General features: G+C 74.2%; 8 protein-coding genes. 3 read left to right on the top strand and 5 right to left on the bottom strand.

The window, feature by feature from the left end; all coding sequences use genetic code 11:
• Window positions 1–63 precede the first annotated feature (63 nt).
• Together ACFY1T_RS13570 and ACFY1T_RS13575 are read right to left on the bottom strand one after the other, a co-directional pair.
• Window positions 64–1,053, bottom strand: coding sequence for a hypothetical protein (locus tag ACFY1T_RS13570; RefSeq protein ID WP_390788255.1), 990 nt, complete (start codon window positions 1,051–1,053; stop codon window positions 64–66).
• The gene (locus tag ACFY1T_RS13575) at window positions 1,050–4,625 is read right to left on the bottom strand and encodes a DNA polymerase III subunit alpha (protein ID WP_390788256.1); all 3,576 of its coding nucleotides are present in this window, start codon (window positions 4,623–4,625) and stop codon (window positions 1,050–1,052) included. Before ACFY1T_RS13575 ends, ACFY1T_RS13570 begins: the two co-directional genes overlap by 4 nt.
• A 127-nt stretch (window positions 4,626–4,752) precedes the next feature.
• On the opposite strand from ACFY1T_RS13575, the gene ACFY1T_RS13580 reads away from it, so the two are divergent.
• Entirely contained in the window at window positions 4,753–5,847 is a 1,095-nt protein-coding gene (locus ACFY1T_RS13580; RefSeq protein ID WP_390788257.1) for a DUF3533 domain-containing protein, read from the top strand.
• A complete protein-coding gene (locus ACFY1T_RS13585) occupies window positions 5,844–6,596 on the top strand; it encodes an acetate uptake transporter (RefSeq protein ID WP_390788258.1) in 753 nt (250 codons plus the stop codon). Before ACFY1T_RS13580 ends, ACFY1T_RS13585 begins: the two co-directional genes overlap by 4 nt.
• A gap of 88 nt (window positions 6,597–6,684) precedes the next feature.
• On the opposite strand, the gene ACFY1T_RS13590 is transcribed toward ACFY1T_RS13585, so the two are convergent.
• Both ACFY1T_RS13590 and ACFY1T_RS13595 read right to left on the bottom strand, forming a co-directional pair.
• Window positions 6,685–8,334: an amidohydrolase gene (locus ACFY1T_RS13590; protein WP_390788259.1), complete on the bottom strand. Its 1,650-nt coding sequence runs from the start codon at window positions 8,332–8,334 to the stop codon at window positions 6,685–6,687.
• 56 nt (window positions 8,335–8,390) lie between these two features.
• Window positions 8,391–9,800, bottom strand: coding sequence for a purine-cytosine permease family protein (locus ACFY1T_RS13595; RefSeq protein WP_390788260.1), 1,410 nt, complete (start codon window positions 9,798–9,800; stop codon window positions 8,391–8,393).
• Window positions 9,801–10,021: 221 nt separating this feature from the next.
• On the opposite strand from ACFY1T_RS13595, the gene ACFY1T_RS13600 reads away from it, so the two are divergent.
• A complete protein-coding gene (locus ACFY1T_RS13600; protein ID WP_390788305.1) occupies window positions 10,022–10,579 on the top strand; it encodes a TetR/AcrR family transcriptional regulator in 558 nt (185 codons plus the stop codon).
• 83 nt (window positions 10,580–10,662) lie between these two features.
• On the opposite strand, the gene adhE is transcribed toward ACFY1T_RS13600, so the two are convergent.
• Window positions 10,663–13,278 carry a bifunctional acetaldehyde-CoA/alcohol dehydrogenase gene (adhE, locus tag ACFY1T_RS13605; RefSeq protein ID WP_390788261.1) on the bottom strand — a complete coding sequence of 872 codons (2,616 nt, stop codon included), beginning with the start codon at window positions 13,276–13,278 and terminating at the stop codon, window positions 10,663–10,665.
• Window positions 13,279–13,412: the final 134 nt, after the last annotated feature.

Consider the following 13,412-nt stretch of genomic DNA (forward strand, 5'->3'; position numbering starts at 1 on the left):
GCCGGCCCGGCCGAGCCGCTGCCCCAGCCCGCGCCGGCCCGCCCCCGTCCGCCGCAGTCCGCCCTAGGCCGCGCGGCGGAACGTGGCCGCCGGGCGGACCGTGCCCGGGCCGAAGCGGGCGTTCGCCCGGTCGACGGCCGCCTCCACCGTCAGGCGGGCCTCGCGGACCGGGTCCAGCGAGATCTGCCGGGACGCCCGTTCGGCGCCCGTCAGGTCCTCGGCGCGCAGCACCATGCCGGTCAGCCGGGCCCGTTGCAGCCCCGCCGCGTCGAGCAGGCGGTACGCCGCCGCCCGCAGGTCCTCGTCGTGCCCGGACGCCTCGGGGAGCCGCCGGGTCCGCTCCCAGCGGGTGCCGCCGGCGAACTGCAGCGTCAGCGACAGGGCCCGGGCGGCCTGGCGGCGGCCGCGCAGCACCGCGCCGAGGCGGACCACCAGGGCGAGGAGCACGGCCCGGGCGTGCGGGCCGTCGAGCTCGTGCCGGGTGAAGCCGCTACGGACGGCGGCCGACGGGGGCAGGTCCTTCGGGGTGACGGGGCGCGGGTCGATCCCGCGGGCGCGTTCCGCCGCCAGCCGGCCCGCCCGCTGCCCCAGGATCCGTTCGACCGTGCCCGGGGAGACCGCCGCGACCGCGCCGACCGTGTGCAGTCCGTACCCGCGCAGCGCCTCCGCCTGTTTGGGGCCGACGCCGTGCAGGGCCTCCACCGGCAGCGGCCCCAGGAAGGCGTCCGCCCCGTCCTCGGGCACGGCCAGGACCCCGCCGGGCCCTGGGATCCGGGAGGAGGCCGTCGCCGCCACCGCCCAGGTCCCAGCGACCCCGATCCGCACGTCGGTGCCGAGCCGGGCGAGCGCGCGCAGCCGCACCAGTTCGGCGATCCGGCCGGCGTCCGCGCCGAAGTACCGCTGTGCGCCGCGTACGTGCACCAGCGCCGCCCGGGGCGGCAGGGCCTGCACCGTCGGGGAGAACTCCCGCAGGAGTTCCAGGACTTCGCGGTACCCCTCCTCGGTCAGCGCCGGAGCGCACCGTACGTGCAGGACGCCGCCCGCCGGGGTCATCCCGCGCTCCCCGGGCTGGAGTGCCACAGCTTGCGGCCGGTGGCGGCGCGGTCGCCGGCCGGCTGGAGGTCGGCCCACGGGTTCATCTCGTATCCGGTGGACAGGTGGATGCGGCGCCCCGGACCGGCGCCGCCCGCCGCGTCCCCGCCGCCCGCCGCGTCCCCGCCGCCCGGCAGGGGCTCCGCCAGCCGGGCCGCGACCGCGTCCAGGCCGCCCGCGGCCCGCAGTTCGACCAGCTCGGCCAGGTCCCAGGCCGCCGCGCCGACCACGCTCAGGCTCTGCGGTCCGCGCCGCTGGACGACACCCCGTACGAGCAGCAGGAACGAGTGGAAGACGGTGTGCGCGCACGCCTCGTGGCTGTCGTCGAAGAAGGCCAGGTCGACCAGGCCCGTCCCGTCGTCCAGCGTGCTGAAGACGACCCGCCTCCCGGATCGGATCGGCGGGGTCTGGGTGGCCGCCTTGGCCCCCGCGACCAGCACCGTCCGGCCGTGCTCCACCTCGCGCAGCCTGCGGGCGGGAACCACCCCCAGCTCCGCGAGGAAGGCGTGGTGGTCCCCCATCAGGTGCCGCGAGGCGTCCATGCCGAGCACGCCCAGCTCCGCGCTGAGCCGCTCCGCCTCGTTCAGGTCGGGCAGGCCGACCGGGGCCGTGGACCGCCCGCCGTCCAGCGGGAGTTGGACGTTGCCCGGCCGGGCCCCCGCCGAGCGCTGCGCGCCGTGCAGTTCGGCCACGTGCAGCAGCAGGTCGCGCCGGTTGGCACCGAAGGCGTCCAGCGCCCCGACCTGCGCGAGCCGCCCCGCGACCGGCCGGCCCGGGTGGGCCCGGTCCCAGAAGTCGCGCAGCGATCCGTACGGCTGCCCTTCCTCGATCCGGCGGGCCTCCGCCTCGCTGATGCCGTGGACGTCGGCCAGGGCCAGCCGGAGCCCCCACACCGGCGGGGTCCCGGCCTCGGACACCAGTTCGATGCGGTGGGCCACCGCCGACCGGTTCACGTCCAGCGGCAGCACCGGTACGCCCCGCCGCCGCGCGTCCGCCAGCAGCAGCCGCTTCGGGTACATCCCCGGGTCGTGCGTGAGCAGCCCGGCGTAGAACGCGGCCGGGTGGTGCGCCTTCAGCCAAGCCGACTGGTACGTCGGGACCGCGAAGGCCACCGCGTGCGCCTTGCAGAAGCCGTAACTGCCGAACGCCTCGACGATCTCCCAGGTCCGGCCGATCACCTCGGCCGGGTAGCCCCGTTCGCCCGCCTTCGCCGCGAACCACACCTTGATCCGCGCCTGCGACTGCGGGTCGGAGAGCCCGCGCCGCACCCGGTCCGCCTCGTCGCGCCCGCAGCCGGTCATGACGTGCACGATCTCGATGATCTGCTCGTGGAAGACCACCACCCCGTACGTCTCGCGCAGCGCGTCCGCCAGGTCCGCGTGCGGGAAGCGGACCGGGGCCCGCCCGTGCCGCGCCTCGATGAACGGCCGCACCATGTCGGCGGCGACCGGGCCGGGCCGGAACAGCGAGATGTCGACGACCAGGTCGTGGAAGGTGGCGGGCTGGAGCCGCCCCACCAGGTCGCGCTGGCCCGGGGACTCGATCTGGAAGCAGCCGAGCGTCTCGGCCGAGCGGATCAGCTCGTACGTCGCCGGGTCGCCCGGCGGCACCTGCGCCGGGTCGTCCAGGTCGAGCTCCTCCCCCGTGCCGCGCCGGATCTCCGCGACGGCGTGCGCCATCGCGGACTGCATCCGTACGCCCAGCACGTCGAGCTTGAGCAGCCCGAGCTCCTCCACGTCGTCCTTGTCGAACTGGGACATGGGGAAGCCCTCGCCGCTGGTGGGCACCACGGGGGTGCGCGCGAGCAGGGAGGCGTCGGAGAGCAGCACCCCGCACGGGTGCATGGCGATCCCGCGCGGCAGCGCGTCCAGCGCCTCGACGAGCTCCCACAGCCGCCCGTGCTCCTCGCCGCGCACGTCGCGCAGTTCGGGGAGCTCGGCCAGGGCCGTGCGGGCGTCGCGGGCCCGGATGTGCGGGAAGGCCTTGGCCAGCCGGTCGACGGTGGCCGGGTCCATGGACAGGGCGGCGCCGACGTCGCGGATCGCGTGCCGGACCCGGTAGGTCTCGGGCATGGAGACGGTGGCGACGCGCTCGGTGCCGAAGCGGTCGATGATCCGCCGGTAGACCTCCAGCCGGCGGGCCGACTCCACGTCGATGTCGATGTCGGGCAGGACGTGGCGGCGCTTGGACAGGAACCGCTCCATCAGCAGGCCCTGTTCGACGGGGTCGGCGTGGGCGATGCCGAGGAGGTGGTTGACGAGGGAGCCGGCGCCGGAGCCGCGGGCGGCCACCCGGATGCCCATCTCCCGTACGTCGTCCACGACCTGGGCGACCGTCAGGAAGTACGAGGCGTACCCGTGGTAGGCGATGATGTCCAGCTCGTGGTGCATCCGCTCCCAGTACGCGCGGTCGTCGGCGTAGCCGCGCAGCACCATGCCGGCGGAGACCCGGGAGGCGAGGACCCGCTGGGCGGTGCGGTGGGCCGCGCCGACGAGGTGGGCCTCGGGGAAGTGCACGGAGCCCATGCCGAGGTCGTCCTCGGGGTCCACCACGCAGGCCTCGGCGGTACGCAGCGTCTGCGCGAGCAGCCCGCGCGCGTCGGCGGGGCGCAGGCCCGCGGCCCGGCAGATCCGGTCGGCGGCCGCGGCCATGGCGGCGGGGTCCTTGAGCCAGCGCTCGCCGCCGTCGAGATTGCGGGGGTCGACGGGGACGAGCCGGCGGGCCGCGTCGAGGACGTCGGCGACCGGGCCCTGGCCCGGGTCGGCGTACCGGACGGCGTTGGTCAGCACGGCCGGGACGCCCTGCTCGGCGGCGAAGCCGACCGTACGGGCGGCCAGGCGCAGCGAGCCGGGGCCGGTGCCGGTGCGTCCGTGGTCGACGGCCTCCAGGCGGAGGGAGTCCCCGTAGACCTCCCGCCAGGGCGCGAGCAGCCGGGCGGCCCGGTCCGGCCGGCCGGCGGCCAGCGCCCGGCCCACCTCGGAGCCGGGCCCGAGCAGCACGTACACCCCTTCGCCGCGCAGCTGCGCCCGGGGAAGCAGCGGTGGCCCGTCGCCGGCCGCGGCGTGGGCGGCGGTGACCATGCGGCACAGCTCGGCCCAGCCGGCGGCGCCGTCGCGGGCCAGGAAGGTGGCCCGGGGTGCGGACTCGTCGACGAAGGCTCCGCCGGCCACGGGGTGCCGCCGCCGGTGGGACGGCTCGCCGGAGCCGCCCGGTCCGGCCGCCCCGGCCGGTCCCGCGGAGCCCCCCGGCCCCGCGGAGCCCGCCGCGTGCGACACGGCCAGGTCGACCCCGAACAGCGGCCGGATCCCGGCCCGGGCGCAGGCCTTCGCGAACCGGACGGCGCCCGCGAGGGTGTCGCGGTCGGTCAGGGCGAGGGCGTCCATGCCCCGGTCGGCGGCGCGTTCCGCCAGCCGTTCGGGGTGGGAGCCTCCGTAGCGCATGGAGAACCCCGAAACGGTGTGCAGATGCGTAAAACCAGGCACCCGCGGCCTCCTGCTTCGCTCGAACGTGAACACCACCCCCGTCTCCACCATAGAGCAATTCGAATATCCGTGCGAAACATTCGTTCGAAGACCGTGCTGGTCGGGCCGCCTCCCGCCCCGTCATCCATTCGGCCCGTCCCTGCTGCGTGCCGTCCCCCGTACGCCGAGCGTGTGAGTCATGACCCAGCCCACCTCCCCGCCTCCGTCCGCCGGGTTCCTCGCCGAGGTCAAGGACGCCGTCACCCTCCGGGCCGCCCTGCTGCTCGTGGGGGTGCTGGCGCTCCAGCTCGCCTTCGTCACCTCCTACATCGGGGCCTTCCACCAGCCGAAGCCCAGCGAGATCCCGATCGCCGTGGCCGCCCCCGCCCGGCAGGTCGCCGAGCAGTCCGCGCAGCAGCTCGCCGACCTGCCCGGGAAACCGCTCGACCCGCACGCGGTCCAGGACGAGGCGGCCGCGACGGCGGAGGTGAAGGACCGGGACGTGGACGGGGCGCTGGTCATCGACCCGGCCGGCCCGGCCGACCGGCTGCTGGTGGCGAGCGGCGCCGGCGCCTCGCTCTCGCAGGCCCTCGAACAGGTCGTCGGCCGTGTCGAGCAGGCCCGGGGCAGGGCCGTGCGGGTCGTCGACGTGGCCCCGGCCGCCGCGGGCGACGCCCGCGGCCTGAGCGCCTTCTACCTCGTCATCGGCTGGTGCGTCGGCGGCTACCTGTGCGCCGCGATCCTCGCGATCAGCGCCGGCGCCCGGCCCGCCAACTCCCACCGCGCCTTCATCCGGCTCGGCGCGCTGCTGCTGTACTCGATCGCCGCCGGGCTGCTCGGCACGGTCATCGCGGGCCCGATCCTGGGCGCGCTGCCCGGCGGCATCATGGCCCTGTGGGGGCTGGGCACCCTCGTCGTCTTCGCGGTCGGGGCGATCACCCTGGCCTTCCAGGGGGTGGCGGGCGTCGTCGGCATCGGCCTCGCGATCCTGCTGGTGGTGGTGTTCGGCAATCCGAGCGCGGGCGGCGCCTACCCGTATCCGCTGCTGCCTCCGTTCTGGAGGGCCATCGGCCCGGCCCTGCCACCGGGCGCGGGCACGTACGCCGCGCGCTCGATCACGTACTTCGAGGGCAACGCGGCGGCCGGACCGATGCTGGTGCTGGCAGCCTGGGCGGTGCTCGGCTCGGCCGCCACCGTGACCTGCGCGGTCTTCCGCGGGGGCCGCCCGGGGGCCGCCGTGGGCAGCGGGCTCCCGGACGAGGCGCCGGACGGTGAGGGGGCGGCGGCCCGATGAGCACCCCGGGCGGCGGCGGCACGGGCGGCGGCAGGAGCGGACGCGGCACGGGCGGCGGCAGCGGCACGGGCGGCGGCGAGCGCGGCAACGGCCTCCTCGGGCTCCGCAACCGCCAGGGCCCCGCCGCCCAGGCCGTCTCCGTCAAGCGGATGGAGCCCAGCGCCCAGGCCCAGCTGGGCGCGCTCGGCCTCACCGGCTTCATCGTGGTCACCGTCATCGCCACCGGGATCGACGCGGGCGTCTTCCCCGAGAAGCTCGGCCACTCGGTACTGCCGCTGGTCGGCTTCTTCATCGGCGGCCTCGCCCAGCTGCTGGCCGGGCTCTTCCAGGCCCAGCGCGGCGACACCTGGCACGCCACCGTCTTCGGCGGCTTCGGCCTGTTCTGGATGTCCAAGGCCTGCCTGCTCCAGTGGGTGCTGCCGGCCACCGAACCGGCGCTGCGCGGGGACGTCAGCGGCCTGTTCACCCTGCCCTGGGTGTTCGTGGTGTTCGTGCTGTGGGTGGGGAGCTTCCGGATCCACCTGGTGCTGCTGTCGACCTTCACCTGCGTCCTGGTCGTCTTCGTCGGGATGACCGTGGCCGGGTTCACCGGCTCGCAGACCTGGCTCCGGGTCACCGGCTGGAGCGGGCTGCTCGCCGCCCTCGGGGCCACGTACCTCCTGGCCGGGCAGATCATGGCGAGCACCTGGGGCCGCCAGGTGCTCCCGATGGGCCGCTTCCTCGCCCCGGAGGAACACCCGGAGACCTGACCGGCGCGTCCGGCCCGCACGGACGCCCCGGACGCACCGGACGCACCGGACGCACCGACGCCCGGACGCCCGGACGCACCCGGCACCCTCAGGCCTTGTGGACCACCTCTCCCGCCACCACCACCGTCTCGGCCACCGTGCCCGGGATCCGCTCCGGGGCCACGGTCAGGATGTCCCGGGACAGCACCACGAAGTCCGCCGCCTTGCCCACCGTCAGCGACCCGCGGTCCGCCTCCAGGAAGTTGGCGTGGGCCGAGCCCATCGTGTAGCCGTACACCGCCGTCGCCACGTCCACCGTCTCGGCCGGCTGCCACGGGTCCCCGCCGTCCAGCGGGCGGCGGGTGACCGCCGTGTAGATCCCGATCATCGGGTCCATCTCGGCCACGTTCCAGTCGCTGGAGAACGCCAGCACCGCCCCCGCCTCGGCCAGGCTCCGCATCGGCCACGCCTTGTGCCAGCGGTCCTCGCCCACGTTCTCCGCCCAGTCCTGGCCCGGCCCGGCGATCTCCGGCGCGCAGTGCCGCGGCTGCATGCAGGCCACCACGCCGAGCCCGGCGAAGCGCGGCACGTCCGCCGGGTCCAGGCATTCCACGTGCACCACCTGGTGGCGGGCGTCCCGCGGCCCGTTGACCGTACGGGCGTGCTCGACGGCGTCCAGGACCGTACGGATCCCCCGGTCGCCCGTGGCGTGCACGAAGCACTGGAACCCGCGCGCGTCCAGGCGCGCCAGCAGCTCCGCGAACTCCTCCGCCGGGTAGAAGGTCTCGCCCCGGTGCGCCCCGCACCCGGTGTACGGCTCCAGCAGCGCGGCCGTGCGCGGCTCGACCACGTCGTCGATGTACAGCTTGAGCGGCCCGACCCGCAGCCGGTCCCCGGAGTACATGCGGGCCGCCGCCGCGAAGGCGTCCAGCTCCTCCTCGGTCGTACCGCGCGGGTGGAACAGCGCCGCCACGATCCGCGAGCGCAGCCGGCCCTCGGCGCGGGCCCGCTCGTAGAGCTCCAGGTCGTCCAGGGAGTTCTGCGGCTCCACGACCGTGGTGATGCCGAAGCCGATCGCGTCGTCCAGGCTCTTGGCGAGGCGCCCGTACTGCCGGTCCGGCGAGGCCCACGGCACGCCGAGTTCGCGCAGCGCCCGGTGGCCGTCCCGGGAGAGCCCCTTGATCGCGAAGTCCTTGACGAAGCCGGTGGGCTCGCCGGTCTCCGGATCGACGGCCGCGGTGCCGAAGGGCAGGTCGGTACGGTCCTTCGTGACCCCGAGCCGGCGCATCGCGGCCGTGTTCAGCCAGGCGGTGTGCACGTCGTACGAGAGCACGATCGCCGGGACCTCCCCGGTGACCGGGTCCAGGTCGGCGGCGGTGGGCATCCGCCCGCCGGGGATCGCGGAGTAGTCGAAGGCCTCGGCCTCGATCCACTCGGCGTCCGGGTGCGCCTCCCGCCAGGCCCCGATCCGGTCGAGGATCGCCTCCAGGGTGCGCACTCCGGCCAGCTGTACGCAGGCGTCGTCGGAGCCGAGCCGGACGTGGTTGTGGGCGTCGACGAACCCGGGCAGCACCAGCCGGCCGCCCGCGTCGATCCGCTCGGTGTCCGGGCCCGCCCAGGCGGCGGCCTCCGCGTCCGGGCCGAGCCAGACGATCCGGCCGTCGGACACGGCCAGGGCCTCGGCCTCGGGCAGGTCCGGGTCGACGGTGTGGATCCGGGCTCCGGTGAGCAGCAGGTCGGCGGGGAACGGGTGCGGCATGGGTGGTGCTCCTGTGCAGAGGGGGCGGCGGGGGGGCGGAGTGGCGGTACGAGGGGTCAGGCGGCCGGGACGTACGCGGGCACCCGGCGGGCGAGGAACCAGTACGTGAGCGCGGAGACGACGGAGCCGAGCAGGGTCAGGTCGGCGCCGCCGAGCGGGGCCACCAGCGGGCCGGTCCACAGCTCGGAATCGCAGGTCAGCGCCGCGAAGGCCATGCCGGCCAGCAGGGCGGCCATGCCGGCGGGGTGGTAGCCGGCCCGGTACCAGTAGGCGCCCGCGCTCCCGGCGTGCAGCGCGTCGGAGTCGTAGCGGCAGCGGCGCAGCAGCATGTCGGCGAGGAAGACCCCGCCCCAGGGCGCGAACACGATGATCAGGAGGGAGAGGAAGGAGAGCAGCGAGGTGGTGAAGTCGGTCAGGAAGAGCGCGGCGAGCGAACCGGCTGCGGTGACCGCGGCGCTGATCACGATGGCGCGGGCCCGGCTCCACGGGATGCCGAGGACCTGGAGGTTCAGGCTGGAGGAGTAGAGGGTGATGATCGAGTTGGTGACGGAGCCGCCGAGCACGAGCGCCAGGAACGCCGGCTGGAACCAGCCCGGGAGCAGGCTCTCGGCCCCCGCGACGGCGTCGGTCATGTCGGTCTGGGTGGCCGCGGCGACCCCGGCGACGCCGAGGGCGACGGAGGAGACGAACCCGCCGAGGGCGCCCATCCAGGTGATCGACTTCAGGGAGGTGGTCCGGGGCAGGTAGCGGGTGTAGTCGGCGGGCATCGGCAGGTACGAGAAGGGCCCGGCCAGCATCACGACGAAGGCCAGGCTCCAGCCGGACAGGCCCGGGGCCGCGGCGTGGACGGGGGCGGCGGTCTGCGCGCCGGGCAGCAGGAAGACGAGCAGCGCGCCGAAGCCGAGGGCGAGGACGTAGGCCATCCAGCGCTCGGCGAACTGCACGGTGGCGTGGCCCCACATCGCGACGGCGAAGGTGAGCGCGAGGGTGATCCCGAGCGCGAGGGCCCGTACCGCGGCGCCTTCGCCGAGGCCGACCTCGGCGAAGAACACCTCCAGGGCGAGCGTGCCGACCACGGTGTTGACGATGGTGTAGCCGATGCTCACCACCCAGTTCAGGACGCCGGCCGGGAAGTTCCCGCGGATGCCGAAGGCGGCCCGGGAGATGACGAGGGTGGCGGTGCCGGTGCGGATGCCGCTGAGCCCGGCGGCGCTGACCGCGAAGAAGGACAGTCCGCTGATCACGACGACGGCGGTGGCCTGCCAGAAGGAGAGTCCGAAGGCCACGGCGAGGGCGCCGTTGATCACGTAGGTGAAGGTGAGGTTGGAGCCGAACCAGAGCCAGAAGAGGTCTCGGGCACCGCCGTGCCGCTCGGCGTCGGGGATGGGGTCGATGCCGTGGGTCTCGACCCGGAACACCTCGTCGACGTCGGCCGTCGTCTCCTGCGTCGCGTCCTGCTGCGTCATGCGCCGTACCCCTGACTGTGGACCCGCTGAACCTTGAATGACGTTCTAAGTTCTTGAATGGCATTCAAGATGCGCCGCCGATCGGGACCGCGTCAAGACCCTGTCCGGGATAAGGTCGGGCCACGAAGATCGGGAAGGCGGCAGGGGTGGCGGGAGCAGCCGGGGCAGGCGGGGCAGCGGGGTCGGCACGGCGACGCGACGGGCGGATCGCCCAGGAGCGGATGCTGGAGGAGGCCATGGCGGCGATCGCCGAGGGCGGTCTGGCGGAGCTGACGATGTCGGCGCTCGCCGAGCGGCTCGGCACCAGCGGCGGCCACATCCTCTACTACTTCGGCAGCAAGGACCGGCTGCTGCTGGCCGCGCTGCGCTGGAGCGAGGACCGGCTCGCCGCGGAGCGCACGCGGTTGCTGGCGCGCCGGGTCACCGCGCACCGCAAGCTCGCCCTCTTCCTGGAGCTGTACCTGCCGCGCGGCCCCCGCGATCCGCGCTGGACCCTGTGGATCGAACTGTGGGCCCGCACCCCCGCCAACGAGGACCTGCGCGCCGCCCAGCAGGAGATCGACGACGGCTGGCAGCGCGACCTGGAGGCCCTGCTCGCGAAGGGCGTGGACCAGGGCCGCTTCACCGCCGCCCTGGACGTGCCCGCCCGGGCCTCGGAGCTGCTCGCTCTGCTGGACGGGCTGAGCACCCGGGTGGTGCTCGGACAGCGCGGCGCCGACCGGGCCGCGTCCCTGGAGCGGGCCCGCTCGGCGGCGGCCCTGCTCGTCCCGCACGCCTAGGGCGTGTCCGGGGTGTACGCGCAAAGCCCGCCCGGGCCTTTCCGTGCGCCCGGGCGGGCCCTCGCGTTCGCGGTGATCGGGCGTCAGGCGGCCGGCGCGCCCTCCGCGTTGCCGTAGTACGCCTGCCGCATCAGCCGCTGCATGTCGTCGATCATCGGCATCCGCGGGTTGGCGGGCGCGCACTGGTCGGCGTACGCGTTCACGGCCTGCGCCGGCAGGGCCTCCAGGAAGGCCTGCTCGTCCACGCCCTCCTCCGCGAACGAGGCCGGGATCCCGCACCTGGCGCGCAGCTCCTCGACGGCGCGGGCGTACGATTCGACGCCCTCGGCCGGGGTCGCGGCCGGCAGGCCCAGCATCCTCGCGATCTCCTGGAAGCGCTCCGGAGCCCGGTAGACCTCGGCCTTCGGCCACGGGGTTGCCTTGTGCGAGACCGTCCCGTTGTACCGGATCACGTGCGGCAGCAGCAGGGCGTTGGTCCGGCCGTGGGCCACGTGGAAGGTGTTGCCCAGGGTGTGCGCCATGGCGTGGACCAGGCCCAGGAAGGCGTTGGCGAAGGCCATGCCGGCCACCGCGCCGGCGTTGTGCATCTTCTCGCGCGCCTCCGGGTCGTTCGGCCCGTCCACCACGCAGCGTTCGAGGTTCTCGAAGACCAGCTTGACGGCCTGGAGGCACAGCCCGTCGGTGTAGTCGTTCGCGTAGGCGGAGACGTACGCCTCGGTGGCGTGCGTCAGGGCGTCGAATCCGGAGTCGGCGGTCACGGTGGCCGGCAGCCCCATCGGGAGCACCGGGTCGACGATGGCGACGTCCGGGGTCAGCGCGTAGTCGGCCAGCGCGTACTTCCGGGCGGCGGCCGGGTCGGAGATGACGGCGAACGGGGTGACCTCGGAGCCGGTGCCCGAGGTGGTCGGGATGGCCACCATCCGGGCCTTCTCGCCCAGTGCGGGGAAGGTGTAGGCCCGCTTGCGGACGTCGAAGAACTTCTCCTTCGCGTCGGCGAACTCCACCTCGGGGCGCTCGTACATCAGCCACATGATCTTCGCGGCGTCCATCGGGGACCCGCCGCCGAGGCCGATGATCGTGTCCGGCCGGAACTCGCGCATCAGCGCGGCGCCCGCCCGCACGGTGGCGAGCTCCGGGTCGGGCTCGACGTCGTCGATGACCTGGACGGCGACGGAGCCCTCGCGGGCCTGCAGGATGTCGGTCACCTTCTGTACGAAGCCCAGCGCCACCATCGTCTTGTCGGTGACGATCGAGACCCGGCCGATGCCCTCCATCTCGCCCAGGTGGCGGATGGAGTTGCGCTCGAAGTAGATCTTCGGCGGGACCTTGAACCACTGCATGTTGTTGTTTCGCCGTCCGATCCGCTTGATGTTGATCAGGTTGACCGCGGTGACGTTGTTCGAGACCGAGTTGTGGCCGTACGAGCCGCAGCCGAGGGTCAGCGAGGGGAGGAAGGCGTTGTAGACGTCGCCGATCCCGCCGAAGGTGGAGGGCGCGTTGGCGATGACGCGGACCGCCTTGACCTTCCTGCCGAACTCCTCGACGAGCGCCTCGTCCTCGGCGTGGATGGCGGCGCTGTGGCCCAGACCGTGGAACTCGACCATCGCGGCGGCCAGTTCCAGGCCGTGCTCGGTGTCGGAGGACTTCAGCGCGGCCAGCACCGGGGAGAGCTTCTCGCGGGTCAGCGGCTCGCCGTCGCCGACCTCGTTGCACTCGGCGAGGAGCAGGGAGGTGCCTTCGGGGACGCTGAACCCGGCCTGCTCGGCGATCCAGTGCGGGGATCTGCCGACGACCGCCGCGTTCAGCTTCGCGCCGGCGCAGTTCGCGGCGTAGGCGGTCGTGCCGAAGACGAACTGCTCCAGCTTGGCCTTCTCGGCGGCGCTCACCACGTGGGCGCCGAGCCGCCGGAACTCGGCGAGGCCCCGCTCGTAGATCTCGGCGTCGAGGATGACGGCCTGCTCGGAGGCGCAGATCATGCCGTGGTCGAAGGCCTTGGAGAGCACGATGTCGTGGATCGCGCGGTCCAGCCTGGCGCTCTTGTGGACGTACGCGGGCACGTTGCCGGCGCCGACGCCCAGGGCTGGCTTGCCGCAGGAGTAGGCGGCCTTGACCATCGCGTTGCCGCCGGTGGCGAGGATGGTGGAGACGCCCGGGTGGTTCATGAGGGCGCCGGTGGCCTCCATGGAGGGCTGCTCGACCCATTGCACGCAGTCGGCGGGGGCGCCGGCCGCGACGGCGGCGTCCCGCACGATCCGGGCCGCCTCGGCCGAGCAGTGCTGCGCGGAGGGGTGGAAGGCGAAGATGACCGGGTTGCGGGTCTTCAGGGCGATCAGCGCCTTGAAGACGGTGGTGGAGGTCGGGTTGGTGACCGGGGTCATCGCGCAGACGACGCCGACGGGTTCGGCGATCTCGGTGATGCCGTTCAGCTCGTCGCGCCGGATGACGCCCGCGGTCTTCAGGCCGCGCATCGAGTTCACGACGTGCTCGCACGCGAAGAGGTTCTTGACGGCCTTGTCCTCGAACAGCCCGCGGCCGGTCTCCTCGACGGCGAGCCGGGCCAGTTCGCCGTGCTGCCCCAGGGCTGCCAGCGAGGCCTTCTTGACGATGTGGTCGACCTGCTCCTGGCCGAAGGCCTCGAACCGGCCGAGCGCCGTCAGCGCCCGCTGGACGAGTCCGTCCACCATCTCGTTCGCCTGCATGGCGGGAACTCCTTCGCATCGACACGACCGGAACGGTTTTCCTGACGCCTCAATTCGACACCCGAAACCAAAACCCGCGGCCCCGACAAAGCCCTTTCCCGCCAGGCCGAAGGTCCCCCCGACTCCATCGAACC

This window comes from Streptomyces sp. NPDC001194 (assembly GCF_042896985.1).
Classification (GTDB): Bacteria; Actinomycetota; Actinomycetes; order Streptomycetales; family Streptomycetaceae; genus Streptomyces.

Excerpts from the sequence above, each read along its gene's own strand:
- ACFY1T_RS13570 (WP_390788255.1), bottom strand. The coding sequence starts at position 1,053 with ATGACCCCGGCGGGCGGCGTCCTGCACGTACGGTGCGCTCCGGCGCTG.
- ACFY1T_RS13575 (WP_390788256.1), bottom strand. The coding sequence starts at position 4,625 with ATGGTGGAGACGGGGGTGGTGTTCACGTTCGAGCGAAGCAGGAGGCCG.
- ACFY1T_RS13580 (WP_390788257.1), top strand. The coding sequence starts at position 4,753 with ATGACCCAGCCCACCTCCCCGCCTCCGTCCGCCGGGTTCCTCGCCGAG.
- ACFY1T_RS13585 (WP_390788258.1), top strand. The coding sequence starts at position 5,844 with ATGAGCACCCCGGGCGGCGGCGGCACGGGCGGCGGCAGGAGCGGACGC.
- ACFY1T_RS13590 (WP_390788259.1), bottom strand. The coding sequence starts at position 8,334 with ATGCCGCACCCGTTCCCCGCCGACCTGCTGCTCACCGGAGCCCGGATC.
- ACFY1T_RS13595 (WP_390788260.1), bottom strand. The coding sequence starts at position 9,800 with ATGACGCAGCAGGACGCGACGCAGGAGACGACGGCCGACGTCGACGAG.
- ACFY1T_RS13600 (WP_390788305.1), top strand. The coding sequence starts at position 10,022 with ATGCTGGAGGAGGCCATGGCGGCGATCGCCGAGGGCGGTCTGGCGGAG.
- adhE (WP_390788261.1), bottom strand. The coding sequence starts at position 13,278 with ATGCAGGCGAACGAGATGGTGGACGGACTCGTCCAGCGGGCGCTGACG.